This is a genomic window from Nonomuraea terrae (assembly GCF_044465245.1).
Classification (GTDB): domain Bacteria; phylum Actinomycetota; class Actinomycetes; order Streptosporangiales; family Streptosporangiaceae; genus Nonomuraea; species Nonomuraea terrae.
The window spans coordinates 430,615-449,412 of record NZ_JBITLL010000006.1 but is presented as its reverse complement, the minus strand read 5'-3'; the positions used below and the strand labels follow the sequence as shown (position 1 = coordinate 449,412).

23 protein-coding genes are annotated in these 18,798 nt (G+C 71.8%); 11 read left to right on the top strand and 12 right to left on the bottom strand.

Annotated elements, in window-relative coordinates:
- Positions 1-52: 52 nt before the first annotated feature.
- Positions 53-223 (bottom strand): DUF3073 domain-containing protein, encoded by a 171-nt coding sequence (locus ACIBP6_RS31485; RefSeq protein ID WP_111176810.1) that lies wholly within the window; start codon positions 221-223, stop codon positions 53-55.
- Between the two features lie 87 nt (positions 224-310).
- On the opposite strand from ACIBP6_RS31485, the gene ACIBP6_RS31480 reads away from it, so the two are divergent.
- The 3 genes from ACIBP6_RS31480 to ACIBP6_RS31470 all read left to right on the top strand — a co-directional run bounded on the left by ACIBP6_RS31480 (position 311) and on the right by ACIBP6_RS31470 (position 2,544).
- Positions 311-643: an ArsR/SmtB family transcription factor gene (locus tag ACIBP6_RS31480; RefSeq protein ID WP_132608572.1), complete on the top strand. Its 333-nt coding sequence runs from the start codon at positions 311-313 to the stop codon at positions 641-643.
- 107 nt (positions 644-750) lie between these two features.
- Positions 751-1,629, top strand: a complete 879-nt coding sequence (locus ACIBP6_RS31475; protein WP_132608571.1) for a 1,4-dihydroxy-2-naphthoyl-CoA synthase — start codon at positions 751-753, stop codon at positions 1,627-1,629.
- The gene (locus ACIBP6_RS31470; RefSeq protein ID WP_397057470.1) at positions 1,630-2,544 is read left to right on the top strand and encodes an aminoglycoside phosphotransferase family protein; all 915 of its coding nucleotides are present in this window, start codon (positions 1,630-1,632) and stop codon (positions 2,542-2,544) included.
- Positions 2,545-2,622: 78 nt separating this feature from the next.
- Here the strand turns inward: ACIBP6_RS31470 and ACIBP6_RS31465 are convergent, their stop codons facing one another.
- Positions 2,623-3,534 carry an NADP-dependent oxidoreductase gene (locus ACIBP6_RS31465; protein ID WP_397057940.1) on the bottom strand — a complete coding sequence of 304 codons (912 nt, stop codon included), beginning with the start codon at positions 3,532-3,534 and terminating at the stop codon, positions 2,623-2,625.
- Between the two features lie 75 nt (positions 3,535-3,609).
- Positions 3,610-4,485: a 4-hydroxy-tetrahydrodipicolinate synthase family protein gene (locus tag ACIBP6_RS31460; protein ID WP_397057469.1), complete on the bottom strand. Its 876-nt coding sequence runs from the start codon at positions 4,483-4,485 to the stop codon at positions 3,610-3,612.
- 71 nt (positions 4,486-4,556) lie between these two features.
- Here ACIBP6_RS31460 and ACIBP6_RS31455 point away from each other — a divergent pair, with 71 nt between their 5' ends.
- The gene (locus tag ACIBP6_RS31455) at positions 4,557-5,429 is read left to right on the top strand and encodes a LysR family transcriptional regulator (protein WP_397057468.1); all 873 of its coding nucleotides are present in this window, start codon (positions 4,557-4,559) and stop codon (positions 5,427-5,429) included.
- Here ACIBP6_RS31455 and ACIBP6_RS31450 read toward each other — a convergent pair.
- On the bottom strand, positions 5,422-5,598 hold the full coding sequence (locus tag ACIBP6_RS31450) for a hypothetical protein (protein WP_397057467.1): 177 nt from the start codon (positions 5,596-5,598) through the stop codon (positions 5,422-5,424). The genes ACIBP6_RS31455 and ACIBP6_RS31450 overlap by 8 nt on opposite strands.
- 98 nt (positions 5,599-5,696) lie before the next feature.
- Here ACIBP6_RS31450 and ACIBP6_RS31445 point away from each other — a divergent pair, with 98 nt between their 5' ends.
- A complete protein-coding gene (locus tag ACIBP6_RS31445) occupies positions 5,697-6,143 on the top strand; it encodes a MarR family winged helix-turn-helix transcriptional regulator (RefSeq protein WP_397057466.1) in 447 nt (148 codons plus the stop codon).
- Here the strand turns inward: ACIBP6_RS31445 and ACIBP6_RS31440 are convergent.
- On the bottom strand, positions 6,140-6,760 hold the full coding sequence (locus ACIBP6_RS31440; RefSeq protein WP_397057465.1) for a TetR/AcrR family transcriptional regulator: 621 nt from the start codon (positions 6,758-6,760) through the stop codon (positions 6,140-6,142). The two genes, ACIBP6_RS31445 and ACIBP6_RS31440, sit on opposite strands and share 4 nt — an antisense overlap.
- 61 nt (positions 6,761-6,821) lie before the next feature.
- Here ACIBP6_RS31440 and ACIBP6_RS31435 point away from each other — a divergent pair, with 61 nt between their 5' ends.
- Positions 6,822-7,229 carry a RidA family protein gene (locus ACIBP6_RS31435; RefSeq protein WP_397057464.1) on the top strand — a complete coding sequence of 136 codons (408 nt, stop codon included), beginning with the start codon at positions 6,822-6,824 and terminating at the stop codon, positions 7,227-7,229.
- A gap of 147 nt (positions 7,230-7,376) precedes the next feature.
- Here ACIBP6_RS31435 and ACIBP6_RS31430 read toward each other — a convergent pair whose 3' ends face one another.
- The gene (locus ACIBP6_RS31430; protein ID WP_397057463.1) at positions 7,377-7,841 is read right to left on the bottom strand and encodes a hemerythrin domain-containing protein; all 465 of its coding nucleotides are present in this window, start codon (positions 7,839-7,841) and stop codon (positions 7,377-7,379) included.
- 402 nt (positions 7,842-8,243) lie between these two features.
- Between ACIBP6_RS31430 and ACIBP6_RS31425 the strand changes: the two genes are divergently transcribed.
- Positions 8,244-8,459, top strand: a complete 216-nt coding sequence (locus ACIBP6_RS31425; RefSeq protein WP_397057462.1) for a hypothetical protein — start codon at positions 8,244-8,246, stop codon at positions 8,457-8,459.
- 3 nt (positions 8,460-8,462) lie between these two features.
- Here ACIBP6_RS31425 and ACIBP6_RS31420 read toward each other — a convergent pair whose 3' ends face one another.
- The 3 genes from ACIBP6_RS31420 to ACIBP6_RS31410 form a co-directional block, all read right to left on the bottom strand.
- Positions 8,463-9,242, bottom strand: coding sequence for an HAD family acid phosphatase (locus ACIBP6_RS31420; RefSeq protein ID WP_397057461.1), 780 nt, complete (start codon positions 9,240-9,242; stop codon positions 8,463-8,465).
- A gap of 169 nt (positions 9,243-9,411) precedes the next feature.
- A complete protein-coding gene (locus ACIBP6_RS31415) occupies positions 9,412-10,842 on the bottom strand; it encodes an MFS transporter (protein WP_397057460.1) in 1,431 nt (476 codons plus the stop codon).
- A gap of 41 nt (positions 10,843-10,883) precedes the next feature.
- The gene (locus ACIBP6_RS31410; protein WP_397057459.1) at positions 10,884-11,573 is read right to left on the bottom strand and encodes a class I SAM-dependent methyltransferase; all 690 of its coding nucleotides are present in this window, start codon (positions 11,571-11,573) and stop codon (positions 10,884-10,886) included.
- A 126-nt stretch (positions 11,574-11,699) separates the two neighbouring features.
- Here ACIBP6_RS31410 and ACIBP6_RS31405 point away from each other — a divergent pair, with 126 nt between their 5' ends.
- The 3 genes from ACIBP6_RS31405 to ACIBP6_RS31395 all read left to right on the top strand — a co-directional run bounded on the left by ACIBP6_RS31405 (position 11,700) and on the right by ACIBP6_RS31395 (position 14,588).
- Positions 11,700-13,076 carry an LCP family protein gene (locus ACIBP6_RS31405; RefSeq protein WP_397057458.1) on the top strand — a complete coding sequence of 459 codons (1,377 nt, stop codon included), beginning with the start codon at positions 11,700-11,702 and terminating at the stop codon, positions 13,074-13,076.
- Positions 13,077-13,185: 109 nt separating this feature from the next.
- Positions 13,186-14,115 carry a nucleotide-binding protein gene (locus tag ACIBP6_RS31400; RefSeq protein ID WP_397057457.1) on the top strand — a complete coding sequence of 310 codons (930 nt, stop codon included), beginning with the start codon at positions 13,186-13,188 and terminating at the stop codon, positions 14,113-14,115.
- A gap of 86 nt (positions 14,116-14,201) precedes the next feature.
- Positions 14,202-14,588 (top strand): SCO5389 family protein, encoded by a 387-nt coding sequence (locus ACIBP6_RS31395; RefSeq protein WP_397057456.1) that lies wholly within the window; start codon positions 14,202-14,204, stop codon positions 14,586-14,588.
- 49 nt (positions 14,589-14,637) lie between these two features.
- Here ACIBP6_RS31395 and ACIBP6_RS31390 read toward each other — a convergent pair whose 3' ends face one another.
- The 3 genes from ACIBP6_RS31390 to ACIBP6_RS31380 are packed head-to-tail and all read right to left on the bottom strand — an operon-like array spanning position 14,638 to position 17,362.
- Complete coding sequence (locus ACIBP6_RS31390; RefSeq protein ID WP_397057455.1) at positions 14,638-15,618, bottom strand: LLM class flavin-dependent oxidoreductase; 981 nt, start codon at positions 15,616-15,618, stop codon at positions 14,638-14,640.
- 6 nt (positions 15,619-15,624) lie between these two features.
- Positions 15,625-16,296: a ribonuclease HII gene (locus tag ACIBP6_RS31385; protein ID WP_397057454.1), complete on the bottom strand. Its 672-nt coding sequence runs from the start codon at positions 16,294-16,296 to the stop codon at positions 15,625-15,627.
- A gap of 31 nt (positions 16,297-16,327) precedes the next feature.
- Positions 16,328-17,362: a LysR family transcriptional regulator gene (locus tag ACIBP6_RS31380; protein ID WP_397057453.1), complete on the bottom strand. Its 1,035-nt coding sequence runs from the start codon at positions 17,360-17,362 to the stop codon at positions 16,328-16,330.
- A 79-nt stretch (positions 17,363-17,441) separates the two neighbouring features.
- Between ACIBP6_RS31380 and ACIBP6_RS31375 the strand changes: the two genes are divergently transcribed.
- Complete coding sequence (locus tag ACIBP6_RS31375) at positions 17,442-18,716, top strand: pyridoxal phosphate-dependent aminotransferase (protein WP_397057452.1); 1,275 nt, start codon at positions 17,442-17,444, stop codon at positions 18,714-18,716.
- Positions 18,717-18,798: the final 82 nt, after the last annotated feature.

Below are 18,798 nucleotides of genomic sequence, written 5' to 3'. Positions count from 1 at the left end.
GCACGGTGACCGCCCGTACGGGCGAACCCGTGCCCCGCGAAACGGACCCGCGTCAGCGCATGCGTTCGGGGTCTTGCTCGGACGGCGTGGGCGGGTAGATCTCCTCGCGTCGCCCGTCGGCGCCCAGCTCCTCACGGAGCCGGTCGTAGTCGATGTTGTGGTTGGCGTACTTCAGCTGGCGAGCGACCTTCGTCTGCTTCGCCTTGGCTCTTCCTCGACCCATGGCTACTCCCTAGTCCCCGCTGTCATGCTACCCAACAAGGTTACGACTTGAAGAATTATGCAACTGCGCTGGATTAGTCTGGACGATATGCACGTGGAGGTCTATCAGGCCAAGGCCGACTTCTTCCGAACGCTCGGCCACCCCGCTCGCATCCGAGTGTTGGAGCTACTCCAGGAAGGGCCGCTTCCCGTCAGGGATCTCCTGGCCCAGATCGACATCGAGGCCTCGAGCCTCTCCCAGCAGCTCGCCGTCCTGCGCAGGGCGGGCATCGTGAGCGCCATCCGTGAGGGCAGCACCGTGGTCTACACCCTGGCCACACCCGAGCTGGCCGATCTGCTCAACGCCGCCCGGCGCATCCTCACCGACATGCTCGCCGACCAAGGGGCCCTGCTCGCGGAGCTGCGGGCCGAAGTCACCTAGACCGGCGTACGCGGGCACCTCGTCGCCGACCGGACCGGCCGGCCGGTGGCGCCGAGGTGCCACGCCGCGAGGAAGGGGGGAAAGTCCGATCGGTTAGGCTCTCGGCCATGGTCTCCGAGCTCTTCGATCCCAAGGCGTGGCAGGCCGTCGAGGGATTCGACTTCACCGACATCACCTACCACCGGGCGGTCGACCAGGGCACCGTACGCGTCGCCTTCAACCGCCCGGAGGTGCGCAACGCCTTCCGCCCGCAGACGGTCGACGAGCTCTACCGTGCCCTCGACCATGCCCGGCAGACCACCGACGTCGGCTGCGTGCTGCTGACCGGCAACGGCCCCTCCCCCAAGGACGGCGGATGGGCCTTCTGCTCCGGCGGCGACCAGCGCATCAGGGGCAAGGACGGCTACCAGTACGCCGACGGCTCGGCGGCCACCGGTCGCCTGCACATCCTCGAGGTGCAGCGGCTGATCCGCTTCATGCCCAAGATCGTAATTTGCGTGGTGCCCGGCTGGGCGGCGGGCGGCGGCCACAGCCTGCACGTCGTGGCCGACCTCACCCTGGCCAGCGCCGAGCACGCCCGCTTCAAGCAGACCGACGCCGACGTGGCCAGCTTCGACGGCGGCTTCGGCTCGGCCTACCTCGCCCGGCAGGTCGGGCAGAAGTTCGCCCGCGAGATCTTCTTCCTCGGCGAGACCTACAGCGCCGCCGACGCCCACCGCATGGGCATGGTCAACGCCGTGGTGCCGCACGCCGAGCTGGAGGCGACCGCCCTGGAGTGGGCGCGCAAGGTCAACGGCAAGTCGCCGACGGCGCAGCGCATGCTCAAGTTCGCCTTCAACGCGATCGACGACGGGCTGGTGGGCCAGCAGGTGTTCGCGGGCGAGGCGACGCGGCTGGCGTACATGACGGACGAGGCGGCCGAGGGGCGCAACGCGTTCCTGGAGAAGCGCGAGCCCGACTGGTCACCGTACCCCTGGCATTTCTAGATGCGGATCCAGGTTCCCGAGGCGCTGACCGCGTCCCACGTCAAGTGGGACGGCGAGGCCGGGCGAGCCTGGTCCGCCGGGCTGCCCGCGCTGGCGGAACGCTACCTGGAGGAGTGGGAGCTGCGGCTGGACGGCGAGCCGCGGCACGGCGTGGTCTCGCTCGTGCTGCCCGTCGTCAGTGCCGACGGCGTCCGCGCCGCGCTCAAACTCCAGCCGGTCAACGACGAGAACGTCACCGAGGCCCCGGGGCTGCGCACGTGGGCGGGCGACGGCAGCGTGCTGCTGCTCGACGCCGACCCCGAGACCGGCACCCTGCTGCTCGAACGGCTCGAAGCCGACCGCTCACTCGGCTCCGTGCCCGACGTCATGGAGGCGCTGGAGGTCCTGACCGGGCTGCTGCGCCGGCTGGTCGCCCATCCCGCGCCCGAGGGGATGCGCCGGCTGGGCGACATCGCGCGGGGCATGCTCGACGACGTGGACGGCGCCCTCGCCCGGCTGCGCCGCGAGAGCGACCGCCAGTGGCTGCGGCGGTGCGCCGGGGCGGTCGCCGAGCTGGTCCACGAGCCCGGTGACCGGCTGCTCCACTGGGACCTGCACTACGAGAACGTGTTGTCCGCCGACCGGGAGCCGTGGCTGGCCATCGACCCCAAGCCGCTGGCCGGCGACCCCGGGTTCGACCTGATGCCCGCGCTGCACAACCGGTGGGACGAGGCGGTCGCGACCGGCGACGTGCCGCGCGCGGTGCTGCGCCGCTTCGACCTCATGGTGGACGCGCTCGGCCTGGACCGGCGGCGCACGGCCGGCTGGACGCTCGGCCGGGCGCTGCAGAACTGCCTGTGGGACGTCCAGGGCGGCGCGAGCGAGCTGCCCGAGGTCCAGCTCGCCGTCGCCGAGGCCCTGTGGGCCAGATGGTGATCAGAAGCCGCCGGTGATGCGCGACGACCGCGGGGCGGCGTCGCGTCAGAATGATCAGGAGGCCGCCGGCGACGCGCGTCAGATGGTGAGCACGACCTTGCCGCGGCCGTGGCCGGTCTCGATCTCCCGGTGCGCGCCCGCGGCGTCCTCCAGCGGGTACGCCCGGCGCACCGGGAACGCGAAGGCGCCCTCGGCGTACAGGGCGGCGTAGCGGCCGAGGCGTTCCGCGGTCCGCTCGCCCTGGACGACCCGGACGCCCAGCCGGCCCGCCTTGCCGTGCTCGACCAGCGTGACGACGCGGCGGCGGTCGGCGACCAGCTCCAGCGAGACCTCCAGCGCGTGGCCGCCGGCGCCGTCCAGGGCCGCGTCGACGCCGCCGGGGGCCAGCGCGCGCACCCGGTCGGCCAGCCCCTCCCCGTACACCACCGGTACGGCGCCCAGGGAGCGCAGGTGGTCGTGGTTGGCCTCGCGGGCGGTGCCGATCACGGTGGCCCCGCGCCGCCGCGCGATCTGCACGGCCGCCGTGCCCACCGCGCCGGCCGCGCCGTGCACGAGCAGCGTCTCGCCGTCGGCCAGGCCGATCCCGTCGATCGCCAGCTCCGCCGTCTGCACGGCGGCGGTCAGCCCGCCGGCCACCTCCCACGGCACCCCGGCCGGCTTGGGCGCCACGTCGGTCGCGGGCGCCACGACGCACTCGGCGTAGGCGAACAACCGCGAGAACCCGAGCACCTCGTCGCCCGCCGCGACCCCGGTCACTCCGGGCCCCACCTGGTCCACCACGCCCGCGAACTCGTTGCCCGGGACGCGCGGGTAAGGCAGGTCCGGCAGGTACGGAGGCAGCCACCCCGCCCGTACGGCCGCGTCGAACGGCTGCACGCCTGCCGCCCGCACCCGGACGCGGACCTGTCCGGGCCCCGCCTGGGGAGCGGGCAGCTCCATCACTTTCAGCGCTTCCGGTCCACCGGGTTCGGCGAACGCCGCCGCTCTCATCAGTTCGGTCATGGGTCCGAGCGTGCTACCTCAAGCGCGGTTGAGGTCAACTGCGGCGAGGTTTCACGTAAAACATCAGTGTTCCTGGCGCACCACCGCGTGGGCCGCGGCGACGGTCTCGGGGTCGGCGGGGACCAGCGGGAGCCGTACGTCCGGCGTCGGGATGAGGCCCTCGGCGTGCAGGACGCCCTTGATGACGGTCGGGTTCGGTGCGGTGAACAGGGCGGCGGACAGCCGGGCCAGCCGGTGCCCGAGCGCTCTGGCACCGGCCGCGTCGCCCGCCTGCCAGGCGTCCACGAGCTCGGCGAAGGACCTGGTGGCGAAGTGCGCGGAGGCGAGGATGCCGCCGGAGGCGCCGAGCGCGAGCAGCGGCGAGACGAAGACGTCGTCGCCGCCCAGCACGTCGAAGCCCTCCAGCAGGTCGGCGAGCAGGTCCACCGCGTCCTGGTCGATGCCGCCCGCGGCGTACTTGACGCCCGCCACCATCGGGTGGGCGCCGATCTCGCGCAGGGTGGCGGCGCCGACGGCCTGCCCGGTGCGGTAGGGGATGTGGTAGACCACCAGCGGCACCGGCGACTCCTCGGCCAGCGCCTCGAAATGCGCGACGACCCCGCGCTCGCCCGGCCGCAGGAAGTACGGGACCGTCACGAGCGCCGTGCCGACCCCCTCGGGCAGTTCGCGCAGCGCGCGGGCCGTGGAGCGCGTGTCGTTGCCGGTCACGCCCACCGTGAGCAGCGCCTGCCGCTCGGCGCAGACCCGCGCGCACACCTCGATCACCCGCGCGCGCTCGGCGGGGTCGAGCGCGGCCACCTCGCCGGTGGTGCCCAGGGCGACCAGCCCGGCCGCGCCCTCGTCGAGCGCCCGGTGGGCGAGCTTCTCGACCGCGTCCAGCGCGACCTCGCCGGACGCGTCGAACGGGGTGACCAGCGGTACGTGGATTCCTCTCAGCATGCTCCGAGCGTGCCGCCCCAGAACCCGTTAGGTCCAGCGCTGATTTCTTCGTTCCAGCTTAAGCTCGACTTATGCTCGACCCGCGCAAGCTCCACCTGCTCCGCGAACTCGCCCGGCGCGGCACGATCGCCGCCGTCGCGGAGGCGGTGACGTTCACGCCCTCGGCGGTCTCCCAGCAGCTCAGCGCCCTGGAGCGGGAGGCCGGTGTGCGGCTGCTGGAGCGCACGGGCCGCACGGTGACGCTCACCCCGGCCGGCCACCTGCTGGTGGAGCACGCGCACGCCGTGCTCGAACAGCTCGAACGCGCCTCCGCGGCGCTCGCCGCCGCCCGCGGCGGGCCGTCGGGGCCGATCAGGATCGGCGCGTTCCCCACGGCCGCCCGCGTGCTGCTGCCGCCCGCGCTGGCCGAGCTGACCGGCGCCCACCCGGGGCTCGTGCCCATGGTCTCCGAGATCGATCCGGCCGACGTCTCGGCGGCGCTGCGGGCCGGGGAGCTCGACGTGGCCCTCGTGCACGAGTACGACTTCGTCCCGCCGGTCACCGACGCCTCCATCGAGGCCGAGCCGCTGTTTGGCGAAGCGATGTACCTGACCGACCGCCCCTCGATCGCCGCCGCCCGCGACGACGCCTGGATCACCAACAAGCCGGGCACGCTCTGCCACACCATGGCGATCAGGGCCTGCCAGGCGGCCGGCTTCGAGCCCGACGTACGCCACCACGTCGACGACTTCGACACGGTGCTCGCCTTCGCCGCGGCCGGTCAGGGGGTCGCGATCGTCCCGCGCCTGGCCGCCACCGCCCCGCCGCCCGGCGTGACGCTGACGCGCCTGCCGCTGGGCCGCCGCACCCTGGTGGCGTTCAGAAGGGGGAACGGCGAGCACCCCGCGATCGGCGCGGCGGTCGCCGCCTTCCGCGCCGCCGTGCCCCGCCTGTCCCTCAGGTGAAGTGCATGACGACGGCCAGCCCGACGAGGTGCATGGCCGCCACCGCGGTGAGCAGCGCGACGAAGACGAACTTGGCCGGGCCGTGCTCGAAGTGCTTGCCCTCCTTCAGGAGAGGCAGCTTGGCCTGGCGCTCGGCGATGCGCTCCTCCAGCGGCTTGCGGTGAAACATGGGTGGTCCCTCCCGGGCTCCATGGGAGTAGCATTTGTTTGCACGCTATTAGTTGGTACACAAAGTAATCTAGCAGAGGCCATCGGAGGCAGGGGCACATGGAGCCTGTGACAGAGGCGACAGATCTGTTGAAGCTGGACCGGCAGGTGTGCTTCGCGCTCAGCATCGCCTCGCGCAGCGTGATCGGCCTGTATCGGCCGCTGCTGCAGCCCATGGGGCTGACCCATCCGCAGTACCTGGTCATGCTGGCGCTCTGGGAGCGCGAGCCGCTGTCGGTCAAGGAGCTGGGAGAGCTGCTCCAGCTCGACCCCGGCACACTCTCCCCGCTGCTCAAGCGGCTCCAGGCCCTCGGCTACGTCCACCGCGAGCGCAACCACCAGGACGAGCGTGCCCTGGCCGTGACCCTCACCCCAGCCGGCCGCCGGCTCAGGGCAGAGGCGGAGAAGATCCCCCCGGCCATCGTCGCCCGCCTCGGCATGGACATCGAAGAGCTGGAACACCTCCACCAGTCGCTGATGCGCCTGATCGCCGCCACCCAGCGCTAGGCGTCCCCCCAGTGCCCGCGCCAGCCGTCCTCGACCGATCGGCGGCAGGCATCGGGACTGTCTCCGGCGCTGATGAACAACGCCGTCAGCAGAGGCACGCCGTGGGCCAGCGTCCGGCGGGGCAGCGGGCCGGTGGCGACGAGAGAGGCCAGGCCGTGACCGATGGTCCAGCTCTGGGTCGCCAGCTCCAGCGGGTCGACGTCGTCGCGGAAGCGGCCGGTGCTCTTGGCGCGTTCGACGGTGCCGACCAGACGGTGCAGGGTTTCGTCGGCGGCCGCGGCGTCCTGCAGCTCGAAGGTCGTGTCGAACATGACCCGGTAGAGGTCGGGGCTGTCCAGGGCGTTGGACAGGTAGGCCGCGCCCAGGGCGGCCAGGTCGCGCACCGGATCGTCGGTCGCCGCCACCGCCGCGAGCCGGCCCGCCAGACGGGTGAACCCCTCCTGCCGTAGCGCTTTCCACAGGCCGTCCATGCCGCCGAAGTAGGTGTAGACGGCCATCGTGGACACGCCGGTCCCCGCCACCAGCGAGCGGAGCGTGACGGGCTCGCGGGTGCGGAGCATGTGCGCGGCCCGCTCGATGAGCAGCGAGCCGACCGCAGGATCCTTCGTCCTCGCCATGGCCCCACAATACATAGCAATGTTATGGTTTGGTGGAACCGCTGACCGCGAAGGAGCCACGATGCCCGTCACACTGGTCAACCCCCAAGGACTCCCGAAGCCCGAGGTGTACCGGCAGATGTCCATCGCCACCGGGTCCAAGCTGGTCTTCCTCGCCGGTCAGGTGGCCCGTGACGCCGATGGGGGCAGGGTCGGCGAGGGGGATCTCGCCGCCCAGGTCGAGCAGTGCTACCTCAACATCGGCACTGCGCTGGCCGAGATCGGCGCTTCCTTCGACGACGTGGCGAAGCTGACCGTCTACGTGGTCGACTGGTCGCCCGAGAAGTTCCCCCTGCTGGGCGAGGGGGTCGCCCGGGCGGCCGCGAAGCTGGGGGTCGACCCGGTCAAACCGATCACGCTGCTGGGCGTCGCCGCCCTGGGCGAGCCCGACCTCCTGGTCGAGGTCGAGGCCACCGCGGTCATCGACTGACCGCGGCCTCCCCGGCCGAGCACGACCTCCAGGTGGGCGGTGCCGCCGGCCGGGGTCACCACCGCCATCGGAGGCCCCGGATCAGGCGTCGTGCACCGCCTCGTGGAGGGCCGCGCCGTCGCGGACCGGGTCTGCTCGTTCCCGAGGTCAGAGAGGGCCGAGCAGGGAGCTCGGCTCCGCGTCGAGGTCCAGCGTCGCCAGGGCGCCGAGGATCCGGCGCTCTTCGTACCGGAAGTGCGACTCCATGATCGCGGAGAGTCCCTCCAGGTGGGAAAGCAGCTCGTTCGCGGGCGCGGCCGCGTCGAGCGCCTGCTTGAACTGCTGGAGCAACCACGCGATCATGCCGTGGTCCTGCTCCAGCTTCGCGATGACGGGCCGCAGGCCGGGATGGCGCGCGGACAGCTCCGGGAACAGCCCGGTGTCCTCGCTCACGTGGTGCCCGCCGAGGGCGGCGCAGAAGCCGTGACAGTAGAGCAGCAGGTCACGCGGGAAAGCGCCTTCGCCGCCGTCGAGGGAGTCTCGCGCCAGTCGCAGCGCTTCGCGGAGCCGCTGGTGGGCGGCCGTCAGCTCGTGGTCCCAGGCGATCAGCCTGTTCTTGTCGCCCTCACTCACGGGTGGGGGCCGGGGAAAGGGTCATCGTGACCGCCTTCCTGGTCGCACGCCTCCATGCCTGACGCAGCCCGTCACCGGCACGCGACGCTGCACAGATCCTAGTACGGCGTCCAGGACGGCGGTGCCGCCGGCCGGATCCGTGTCGCAGTCGCCCGGCCGTCACCGCCACGACCACCTCTTCGCCGGGCACCACGACGGCCGCTCCAGGGAGGCGCCGGAGGCGGTCGGGCGGACTCGAGATGATCTCGCTGTCCCGGCCGCGCTAGGCCTGGAAGACGAGGTACGCGAGCCCGGAGCGGTCACAGAACTCCTGCACAAGCCGCGACGGAAGAGGTCGGCGGCTGGTGGAACCGTCAGAACAATCCCGAGATCGACCTCGTCGGGGCGGACAAGGGCCCTGTCGTGTGGCGCGTCCACTTGGTCGGATCCATCAAGTGGCTCGACAACCGGCCGTTCGACCGCCACGACTACGACGAGCTCACCCACGCCGCCGCCGTCGTTCCCGGCGCGGGTGACGACACCCCTCGCGTCGCCGTCTCTCGGGTCGGCGCGGCTCCCGGTCTCCCGCTGGATCGGGCCTGGAGGCCGGACGACCTGCTCGCGGTCTGGGCGGGTTGAGGGTTACGGGATCACGTACTGGGGGTTGTCCAGTTTGAAGACGGCCTTGGCGTGGCCGCCCTTCAGGTCGCTGTACTGGTCGCCCACGCTGGCGAGGATGTCGTACCCCTGGGCCTCGATGTGGGCGCGGGTGCCCGACTTGTACTCGGTCGTGGTACAGGTGGACGAGGCGCAGTACAGGTAGTCGGGGGCGGAGCCGGCCGCGGGCTGGAAGAAGGCGCCGTTCGGCTCCGGGTAGCCGGCCTTGCGCAGGTTGTCCAGCGTGGCGGCCCTGGTCTGCTCGGGCCGGCCGGTGACAGTGAAGATCGAGATGCCGTGGTCGTGCGCCCACGTGGCCAGCTCCAGCGTCGGCTGGATGACGGGGAGTCTCTCGTCGAGCGCCCACTGCAGGCTCTGCTTCGCGTCGTGGTAGGCGAAGTCGTGGGAGGCGCCGTAGCTGTAGGTGGACAACATGGTGTCGTCGATGTCGAGCACCAGCGCGGGCTTGTCGGGCTTCCGCTTCAGCTGTCCCTTGAGGTGGTCAAGGGCCTGGTCGTCAACACGCTCCACCGCCCGTCCCCACGGGCTGTCCAGTGACGCCTGGTGCACACCGTCGGCGTCCACATGGTCGCCGAAGTGCTTCTGGAGCCGGGCCTTGGCGTCGTCCAGGTTGATCACCGCGGCCGGCCGCCCGTGGTCCTGGACCGGCGCCTGCGCGACCGCGACACCCCCTCCGATCGCCAGAACCGCTGTCACGGACAAGGCGACCACCGCGCCGCGGCTGCGGTGACGTGCTGCTTTCATCACGACTTTCTCCACACAAAGACATCAGGTACGAGCCTTCCCCGTCCCCCGGCGGGAAAGGCCACGCGGGGACATCATGTTTGACACCCCTGTCGCGGCAGGCCAATTTTCCATACTTTGACACTGGTGTCAAAAATGCGAGCCCGGCTCGTCCCGGCGAAGGCGGGCGTCAGCGTTCGGCGGTCGTGAGCGGGGCCGCGATCGACTCCAGGCTCCTGCGTTCGGCCTTGACCCCGAGGAACACCTCGACCAGCCCCGCCGCGATCATCACCACGCCGCCGATGGCGAACGCGAGCGCCGTGTCCCCCGGCACCCCGCTCTCCACCAGCGTGGAGAACACCAGCGGGCCCGCGATGCCGCCGGCCGCCGTCCCGATGGCGAAGAAGAACGCGATGGCCATCGCCCTGGTCTCCATGGGGAAGATCTCACTGACCGTCAGGTACGCCGAGCTCGCCCCCGCCGAGGCCACGAACAGCACCGCCGACCAGCACGCGGTCAGCGTCACCGCGGTGAGCACGCCCTGGTTGAACAGCCACGCGGTGCCCAGCAGGAGCACCCCCGACCCGATGTAGCAGAACGAGATCATCGGGATCCGGCCGATGGTGTCGAAGAGATGGCCGAGCAACAGCGGGCCGAGGAAGTTGCCCACCGCGATGACCGCGAAGTAGTAACCGGTGTACGTGTCGATCTGGAAGAACGTGGACAGGATCTGCGCGTACCCGAAGGTGATCGCGTTGTAGAGGAACGCCTGCCCGATGAAGAGCGACAGACCGAGCACCGTGCGCTTGGGGTAAAGGGCTACCATCGTGTGCGCGATGCGGACGAACCCGATCGACTTGCGCTGGTGCACGGTGATCTCGTACTCGGGCTCCCGCAGTCTCTCGGTGCCGATCTCGCGCTCGACGCCCTCGACGATCTGCTCGGCGTCGCCTTCCCGACCGTGGATGAACAACCAGCGCGGGCTCTCCGGCACGTGCCGGCGGACGAGCAGGATGGCCAGGCCCAGCACCACGCCCAGACCGAACGCGACCCGCCAGCCGATGTTGAGCGGCAGGTCGTTGAGCAGCGGCACGGTCAGCAGCGCCCCGCCGGCCGCGCCGAGCCAGTAGCTGCCGTTGATGATGATGTCGATGCGGCCCCGGTGCCGGCTCGGGATGAGCTCGTCGATGGCCGAGTTGATGGCCGCGTACTCGCCGCCGATGCCGAAGCCGGTCATGAACCGGAACAGGAAGAACCACCACGCGCTGAACGAGAACGCCGTCATCAGCGTGGCCACCAGGTAGACGACCAACGTGATGATGAACAGCTTCTTCCTGCCGTACCGGTCGGTCAGCCAGCCGAAGAACAGCGCCCCGGAGCAGGCGCCGGCGACGTAGAGCGCGGCGGCCACGCCCGCGACCTGTGCCTGCGTGATGTCCAGGCCGCTGCCGGGCTTGGCCAGCTGGGCGGACAGGTTGCCGACGATGGTGACCTCGAGCCCGTCGAGGATCCAGACGGTGCCCAGCCCGATGACGATCATCCAGTGCCAGCGGGACCACGGCAGCCGGTCCAGCCGTGCGGGCACCTTCGTGGTGATGGTGCCGGTCTCCACGTCGCTCATACGCACCTCCGGATACCCGGAAGACGACTGGCAAACGTGGCCTATCCGCTGGGTTTCACGGCCTCCGCCAGTTCCGTCCGCGCCCAGGGCCCGCCATGCCAGTAGCGCCACCCCAGGTCACGCCGCCGTACGTCACGCGCGCCGAGCCGGCGCAGGGCACCCTCGTACGCGGCGATGTGCCGCACGTCGCCGGCGATCAGCAGCACCCCGCCCGGCCGCAGCACCCGGTACGCCTCCGCCACGGCCCGCTCCCCACCGGACGGCGTGCGCCCGGAGACCACCACGTCGAACACGTCGTCCTCGAACGGCAGGTCACGCGGGTCGGCCGTGACCGGCGCCACCCGGTCGGCGACCCCTTCGGCCTCGGCGTTCGCCCGCACGACGCGCTGCCGCTTCAGGCCGACGCCGGTGGCCCGGCCGCTCTCCAGCCGCCGAGCGGCGAGCAGCAGCACGGCGCCCCGCCCGCACCCCAGGTCGAGCAGCCGCTCGTCACCGCGCAGCCGCCGCAGCTCCTCGTCCCAGACGGCGAACTTGCCGCGCCGCGTCGTGTAGAGCTGGCTCGCCGCGCTGGCCAGCGTGTACAGGGCCCCGAACAGGAAGACGACACCCGGCGCCGGCACGTCGAGGACGAACGAGACCGCCGCGAGCGCCAGCAGCAGGACCGCTCCGGCGAGCAGCCCGGCCAGGGCCCAGGGGGCGTCGAACCCGTAACTGCCGTGTCGTTCACGCATGGTCGCGTTGGAGTCCAAGGTGGTTTTGACGGGGAATTGACAGACCCCTTCCCGTTCGTACCGGCTCTCACGCACATCCCATTACTAAGGTCTCTGGGATCGGCACACAACGGGGGTTCGGCCGGCATGACGGAGAAAGAGCGAGATTTCGGCCTGGGCGCGAGCATCGTGCTGACCGTCGCCTCGACGGTGTTGTGGGGGGTCGCGCACATCGCCGCGGAACGCCGCAAGAGCGGCGTGGCGCTCATGGCGGCGTACGTCCTGATGCTGGCGGGCGTCCTGACCATGTTCACGGCGTTCAGCGTCAACCTGCTGTCGCTGGCCGTCCAGCCGCGCTGGATGACCGTGCTCACCGTCGCCCTGGTGGTGATCGCGCTGGCCTGGATCACGGTGATCGTCTGGTCCTTCCTCCTCGTCCGTCCCCCGCGCTCCGACCTCGTCGGCCGCGCGCTGACCACCACGCTCACCATCGCCCTCTGCGCGCTCGTCCTGGCGCCCACCGCGTACGCCACCCGCCTGGCCTACGTCTCGCGCGACGTCGTCAACACGCTGTTCTCCCCCGGCGACAGCACCGCGCCCGTCCTGGCCCACGACCCCTGGAACGGCGCCGAGCGGGTGAACTTCCTGCTCCTCGGCGGCGACTCGGCGCCCGGCCGGCCCGGGGTGCGTACCGACAGCATGACCGTGGCCAGTGTGGCCGTCGACAGCGGCGCGACCGTGCTGTTCGGCCTGCCGCGCAACCTGGAGCGCGTACCGCTGCCCAAGGGCCCGGCCAGGGACCGCTTCCCCTGGGGCTTCACCGGCACCGGCGCCGACACCCCCGGCCTGCTCAACGAGATCTACCAGTACGGCGAGGACCACCCCGAGGTGGTGCCGGGCGTGCCGAAGGGCAGGCGCGGCGCGGAGCTTATCAAGGAGACCATCGGCGGCATCCTCGGCATCCCCGTGCACTTCCACGCCATGGTGGACATGAAGGGCTTCGCCGAGATCGTCGACGCCATGGGCGGCGTCCGGGTCTCCATCAAGGAGCCCATCGTCTACGGCAAGTACCGCGAGGGCGTGCTCCCGGCCGGCACCCGCAAGCTGTCGGGCCAGGAGGCCCTCTGGTACGGCCGCTCCCGCACCGACAGCGACGACTACGTCCGCATGGGACGTCAGAAGTGCCTGCTCAACGCGGTCGCCAAGCAGGCCGACCCGATCACGGTGCTCAACAGCTTCGAGCGCCTGGCCGCGGCCACGAAAAGGGCCATCTCCACCGACCTGCCGCAGGACCTCCTGCCGGCCGCCATCGACCTGTCGCAGCGGGTCAAGGACGCGCGGATCCGCAGCCTCAACTTCGTCCCGCCGCTGGTCAACACCGCGAGCCCGGACTGGCACTTCATCCGCCGCACGGTCCGCGAGGCCCTGCGGGAACAGGATCGGCCGCGCCGGGCCCTGGCCGGACCGCGTGGGCCGTCGGCCGGCCACGACGCCCCGGTCAGCCTCGACGCGACCTGCCGCTGAGCCCGTCCTGCCGTCTCGGGCCGATTCGGCGTTCTCCCGTGCACGGAGTGTGGCATGATGGTGACCGTTCTCAACGGAAACGATTTTCATCCTCACCCTGGAGGACGCAGTGAGAGTGGCGTTCGTCGGTAAGGGCGGCAGCGGCAAGACGACGATGTCGGCCCTGTTCGCGAGACACGTGGCCAGCCAGGGCGCGCCCGTGGTCGCCATCGACGCCGACATCAACCAGCATCTGGCCCTCGTGCTCGGCCTCGACCGGCAGCCCGAGCCTCTCGGCGCCCACCTCACCGAGATCAAGGACCGGCTGCGCGGCACCAACCCGTGCATCCCGTCGGCCGAGGCCATGGTCAAGACGACCCCGCCGGGGCGCGGCTCCACGCTGCTGAGCTTCGACGACCTGGCCGCCGACCCGCTCGGCATGTCCACCCCTGACGGCCTGCGCCTGCTGGCCACCGGCCCCTTCAGCGACGACGACCTCGGCGTGGCCTGCTACCACTCCAAGGTCGGCGCGGTCGAGCTGCTGCTCAACCATCTGATCGACGGGCCCGACGAATACGTGGTGGTCGACATGACCGCCGGGGCCGACTCGTTCGCCTCCGGCCTGTTCACCCGCTTCGACATGACGTTCCTCGTCGCCGAGCCGACCCGGCAGGGCCTGAGCGTCTACCGGCAGTACCGCGACTACGCCGCCCAGTACGACGTCGCGCTCGCCGTGGTCGGCAACAAGGTGCACGGCCCGTCCGACGTCGACTTCCTGCGTGAGCACGCCGGCGACGACCTGCTCACCTGGATGGAGCACTCCGCCGCCGTCCGGGCCCTGGAGCAGGGCCGCCCGTTCGCCCTCGACGACCTGGAGCCGGCCAACGCCGACGCCCTCACCATGCTGCGCAAGGCCCTCGACGAGCAGGAGAAGGACTGGGCGCGCTTCGGCCGCCAGACCGTCGAGTTCCACCTGCGCAACGCCCGCGCGTGGGGCAACGCGAAGACCGGCCGCGACCTCACCGAGCAGGTCGACCCCGAGTTCGTCTACGGCCCCTGACCACACGACTGTGCCCACCGGGGATCTATGAGGCCGATCTCCGGCCGATCTAGCGTCAGTTTCGACCCGTTTCGAGAGGAGACAGCATGTCGCTGACCGTTCCGAACGATCTGCTCGACCAGGCCAAGACCGGTGAGGTGGACGATGCGGCGTTCCTCGCCTGCGTCCGCGACTCCCTTCCCTACGCGTGGTCGCTGATCAGCGGCCTGGCCGAGCAGCGGGCGGAGACCGGGGCCGCGTTCGCCGACAACCAGGTCCCGCCGTCGTCGGAGGAGGAGCGCGGCCAGCTGCTGCGCTGCCTGGCGAGCGACGCGATGCGCGGCGCGCTGGAGCGCCACTTCGGCGTGCGCCTGGCGTTCCAGAACTGCCACCGGGTCGCGGTCTTCGACCCGGCGGCCACCCGGGCTCTGGCCGACTTCGTCACCCCGCGGGCCCAGATCCTCAACCAGGAGCCGGAGCTCGTGGACTGCTGAGCCCCGACCGGCGGGCCGCCGCACCGGCCCGCCGGTCATCCGGGTCCCTTCAGCGGGGAAGCAGCGGCAGGACCTCGGCGCCGAAGCGGCGGATGTTCTCCAGGGTGCGCCGGTGCTCGCCGAGCCCCTCGACCATGAGGATCACGTTCTCGATCCCGGTGGCCTCCGACGTGCGCACGAGCGTCTCGGCGCAGTGCGCGGCCGAGCCCACGGGGTGGATGCGCGTCAGCAGGTCGACGTAGGCCGGCACGTCCCGCGACGGGCGTGGCCGGCCGTCCACCGGCACGTATCCCGCCAGCCCCGGCCCGAGCCAGCGCGGCATCGTCCGCTTCAGCTCCCGCACCGCCGCCGCGGTCGAGTCGGCCACGTAGCCGACCCCCGCCGCCACGTGCCCCTTCGCGACACCGCCGCGTGCCGCGTACGCCGCCACCATCGCGGCCTTGTCCTCGTCGCCGATGTGCATGCCGAGCAGCATCGGCAGCCCGCGCTCGGCGGCCAGCGCCACGGTGCCCTCCGAGGTGCACGCCACCACCGGGCGCAGCCGCGCGGCCGGCACCGGCTCGATCTCACGGAACCGGAAGAACTCGCCGCCGGCCGCGACCGGGCCGCCGGACAGCGCGCCGAGCAGCACGTCGATCGACTCGGCGAACCCGCGCTCGTAGCGTTCGATGCCGGTGCCGAAGACCTCCAGGTCCACCCACGGCCCGCCCCGGCCGACGCCCAGCGTGAACCGGCCGCCCGACAGGTGATGCAGCATGGCCGCCTGCTCCGCGAGAGCCACGGGGTGCTGCGTGGACAGCACGCTGACGGCCGTGCCGAGGCCGATCCGCGACGTACGCCCGGCGGCGACCGCGGCCAGGGTGGTGGCCGACGGGCACACGCCGTACGACATGAAGTGGTGTTCGGCGATCCAGGCGTCGGCGAAACCCGCCTCCTCGGCCGCGGTGATCAACTCGACGGCGTCCGCCAGCACCCGCCCGGGCTCCTGCCCGGGGAACCGTGCCGCGATGACGAAGATCCCGATGCGCATCGCCGCCTACCCGAACAGGCTCGCCTGGCCCTCGCCCACCAGCGGGTCGCGGTGGAGCTTCAGGTGCCGCCACTTCGGCAGGTCGTCGAGGTACGACCACGACAACCGGTGGTGCGGCGTCGGCCCCAGCCTCGCCAGGGCCTCCTGGTGCTGGGGCGAGGGGTATCCGGCGTTGTCGGCGAAGCCGTACTCGTCGCAGCCGAGCGTCGCCATGTGCGCGTCGCGCCGCACCTTGGCCAGCACGGACGCCGCCGCCACCGAGACGCTGGCCGCGTCACCCTTGACCTCCAGCCGCACCGGCCAGGGCGCGCCGATGTAGTCGTGCTTGCCGTCGAGGATCACCGCGTCGGGGCGTACCGGCAGCGCCTCCAGCGCCCGGCGGGCGGCCCGGCGCAGCGCCTCGGTCATGCCCAGCGTGTCGATCTCGTCGTGGGTCGCCTCGCCGTAGCCGACGCCCGCCGCCCAGGCGGCCAGCTCGACGGCGAGGGGCCCGCGTCTGGCCGGGGACAGCTGCTTGGAGTCGGTCAGCCCGGCCGGCGGCTCGGACAGGTCGGTGACGACCGCGCAGACCGTGACGGGCCCGGCCCACGCGCCCCGCCCCACCTCGTCGACGCCCGCGACCGTGCGGGTGCTCGGCTGGGTGAGCAGCAGGTGCTCGATGTCGTACGTCGGCGCCATGCCGCCAGACGCTATCGCGTCCCGGGGCCGGTCACTCGCCGAACGACCGGCCCACCGAGCTGCCCCGCGAGCCCGTCGGTCCGGCGGGGAAGTCGGCCAGCGGGTCGTCCTCGGCGGGCCTGCCGCCGCGCGGCCGGTCTGCGAGGCGTACCGGGTCGAGGTCGGCGGCGATGAGGCGGGCGGCCACGTGGACGGCGCGCAGCGTCACCGACACCGACGGCCGGTGCACGCTGGATCCGCGCGCCACGGCGTGCACCTCCCGCGCGACCGGGTTGCCGGGAAAGCGCCGTACGGCCAGGCCGCGCACCCCCGCGGCCAGCGCCAGCGCGGGCACCGCCGCGATGCCGAGGCCCTTGGCGACGAGCGACAGGATCGTCCCGAGACCCTCGAACTCCCACGGCGTCGGCCGGGTGCCGCCCACGTCCACCAGCAGCCGGTCCACGGCCAGGCGGGAGGGCTCGCCGTCGGGCGTCGCCATCCACGGCTCGTCACGCAGCTCGCGCAGGTCGAGCGGCACGTCGGGGTCGGCCAGGCGGTGCTTGCGCGGCACCACCAGCACCAGCGGGTCGTGCAGCAGCGGGAAGACCCGCAGGCTCTCGCTGTCGCGGACGCGGCCGTACCAGTCGTCCACGAGAGCGATGTCCACCTCGCCCGACTGCACCTCGCGCATGCCGCGCCCCGACCTGCTCTGTCCCAGCCGCAGCGTCAGCTCCTCGTGGCGGCGCAGTGATCGCGCGAGCGCGGGGGCGAATGCCACGGCAGCCGTGGGGAAGGCGGTGACGACGACCCTGCCGGACGGCTTGCCCGCGTGCGCGGACAGGTCGGACTCGGCCTCCTCGACCATCGAAAGGATGCGCTCGGCGTGCAGGACCAGACGGCGGCCCGCGTCGGTGAGCTCGGCGCTGCGCGCGGTGCGGTCGATCAGGGCCGTGCCGGTCTCGCGTTCGAGGGCCACGAGTTGCTGGGAGACGGCCGACGGACTGTACCCGAGAGACTCCGCGGTCGCGGCGATGCTGCCCTTTCTCGCGAACTCGCAGATCAGGACCAAACGGCGCAATTCCAGCATCAGACTTCCTTATGCCTACCCACGAAAAGCCTCGCTTGTGCTGATGCCTTCATCCAATCACGCTGGGAACGTGACAAACATGGCCGTTACTCTTTCCGCCACTTTGGCGGCGAACGAAGACATCGACCGAAGACGGCGCGCCGGGGAACGCGTGCTGCACCTGGCCTTCGGTGAGGCCGGTCTGCCCGTCCACCCGGCGCTGCGCGACAAGCTGGCCGCCGCGTCAGAACGCAACGGCTACGGGCCGGTCGCGGGGACGTCCGGGTTGCGAGCCGCGGCGGCGGGCTACTGGACACGACGGGGGCTCATCACCGACCCCGACCTGGTCGTCAGCGGACCGGGCAGCAAGTCCCTGCTGTACGGGCTGCTGCTGGCGATCGGCGGCGACATCGTCCTGCCCATGCCCAGCTGGGTCAGCTACGCGGCGCAGGCGGACCTGGTGGGCGCGCGTCCGATCCTGGTGCCCGCACCATCAGGAGAGGGCGGGGTGCCCGACCCGGACCTCGTCGCGCGAGAGGTGCGCCGCGCCCGCGCGGCGGGCAGGACCGTGAGCTCCCTGCTGGTGACGCTGCCCGACAACCCCACGGGACGCCTGGCCACGCCGGAGACCGTCGCCCGCCTGGTGGACGTCGCCAGGGAGCTCGACCTGATGATCATCTCGGACGAGATCTACCGCGACCTCGTGCACGACCCGGCGCTGCCGTACACGTCGCCGGCCGACCTCGCGCCCGAGCGGACGATCGTGACGACCGGGCTGAGCAAGAGCCTGGCGCTCGGCGGCTGGCGGATCGGCGTCGCCCGGCTTCCCGAAGGCGCCCATGACCTGCGCGCGCAACTGCTCGCGGTGGCCAGTGAGATCTGGTCGGCCCCCGCGGCACCCGTGCAGGAGGCGGCGGCGTACGCCTTCGGCGACCCACCCGAGCTGACCGAGCGCATCGCGAGCAGCCGGCGGCTGCACGGCCTGGTGGCCAGAGCGGTCCACGAGCGGTTCACGGCGGCCGGCGCCCGCGTGGACGCCCCCCAGGGCGGCTTCTACCTCTACCCGGACCTGAGCCACCTGCGGCTCGGCGGATCCGCCGAGCTCACCAAGATCCTGCTGGAGGAGCACGGCATCGGCGTGCTGCCCGGGCACGCCTTCGGCGACGACCCCGCGGCGGCCCGCGTCCGCGTCGCGGTGAGCCTGCTCTACGGCGACACGGCGGAGGAGCGCATGGCCGCTCTGGCCAGCCCCGATCCCCTGCGGCTGCCGTGGATCGCGGCGAACCTCGACTTCCTCACGACCGGTCTGAGGGAGCTGTCGCTGACCCGGCGCGGCACCGCCGGAGCGCTGGCCTCGACGCCAAGTCACGGTTAGGCGAATCTTTTCCCAAGAGCAGGTTTACCTTTCCCCAAAAGGGGCTTCTGACCTGCGGAAACACACAGCCCGCGCAACTCGG

What these genes read in the sequence shown, in the direction of transcription:
- ACIBP6_RS31485 (WP_111176810.1), bottom strand. Translation starts at nt 223, where the DNA reads ATGGGTCGAGGAAGAGCCAAGGCGAAGCAGACGAAGGTCGCTCGCCAG.
- ACIBP6_RS31480 (WP_132608572.1), top strand. Translation starts at nt 311, where the DNA reads ATGCACGTGGAGGTCTATCAGGCCAAGGCCGACTTCTTCCGAACGCTC.
- ACIBP6_RS31475 (WP_132608571.1), top strand. Translation starts at nt 751, where the DNA reads ATGGTCTCCGAGCTCTTCGATCCCAAGGCGTGGCAGGCCGTCGAGGGA.
- ACIBP6_RS31470 (WP_397057470.1), top strand. Translation starts at nt 1,630, where the DNA reads ATGCGGATCCAGGTTCCCGAGGCGCTGACCGCGTCCCACGTCAAGTGG.
- ACIBP6_RS31465 (WP_397057940.1), bottom strand. Translation starts at nt 3,534, where the DNA reads ATGAGAGCGGCGGCGTTCGCCGAACCCGGTGGACCGGAAGCGCTGAAA.
- ACIBP6_RS31460 (WP_397057469.1), bottom strand. Translation starts at nt 4,485, where the DNA reads ATGCTGAGAGGAATCCACGTACCGCTGGTCACCCCGTTCGACGCGTCC.
- ACIBP6_RS31455 (WP_397057468.1), top strand. Translation starts at nt 4,557, where the DNA reads ATGCTCGACCCGCGCAAGCTCCACCTGCTCCGCGAACTCGCCCGGCGC.
- ACIBP6_RS31450 (WP_397057467.1), bottom strand. Translation starts at nt 5,598, where the DNA reads ATGTTTCACCGCAAGCCGCTGGAGGAGCGCATCGCCGAGCGCCAGGCC.
- ACIBP6_RS31445 (WP_397057466.1), top strand. Translation starts at nt 5,697, where the DNA reads ATGGAGCCTGTGACAGAGGCGACAGATCTGTTGAAGCTGGACCGGCAG.
- ACIBP6_RS31440 (WP_397057465.1), bottom strand. Translation starts at nt 6,760, where the DNA reads ATGGCGAGGACGAAGGATCCTGCGGTCGGCTCGCTGCTCATCGAGCGG.
- ACIBP6_RS31435 (WP_397057464.1), top strand. Translation starts at nt 6,822, where the DNA reads ATGCCCGTCACACTGGTCAACCCCCAAGGACTCCCGAAGCCCGAGGTG.
- ACIBP6_RS31420 (WP_397057461.1), bottom strand. Translation starts at nt 9,242, where the DNA reads ATGAAAGCAGCACGTCACCGCAGCCGCGGCGCGGTGGTCGCCTTGTCC.
- ACIBP6_RS31415 (WP_397057460.1), bottom strand. Translation starts at nt 10,842, where the DNA reads ATGAGCGACGTGGAGACCGGCACCATCACCACGAAGGTGCCCGCACGG.
- ACIBP6_RS31410 (WP_397057459.1), bottom strand. Translation starts at nt 11,573, where the DNA reads ATGCGTGAACGACACGGCAGTTACGGGTTCGACGCCCCCTGGGCCCTG.
- ACIBP6_RS31405 (WP_397057458.1), top strand. Translation starts at nt 11,700, where the DNA reads ATGACGGAGAAAGAGCGAGATTTCGGCCTGGGCGCGAGCATCGTGCTG.
- ACIBP6_RS31395 (WP_397057456.1), top strand. Translation starts at nt 14,202, where the DNA reads ATGTCGCTGACCGTTCCGAACGATCTGCTCGACCAGGCCAAGACCGGT.
- ACIBP6_RS31390 (WP_397057455.1), bottom strand. Translation starts at nt 15,618, where the DNA reads ATGCGCATCGGGATCTTCGTCATCGCGGCACGGTTCCCCGGGCAGGAG.
- ACIBP6_RS31385 (WP_397057454.1), bottom strand. Translation starts at nt 16,296, where the DNA reads ATGGCGCCGACGTACGACATCGAGCACCTGCTGCTCACCCAGCCGAGC.
- ACIBP6_RS31380 (WP_397057453.1), bottom strand. Translation starts at nt 17,362, where the DNA reads ATGCTGGAATTGCGCCGTTTGGTCCTGATCTGCGAGTTCGCGAGAAAG.
- ACIBP6_RS31375 (WP_397057452.1), top strand. Translation starts at nt 17,442, where the DNA reads ATGGCCGTTACTCTTTCCGCCACTTTGGCGGCGAACGAAGACATCGAC.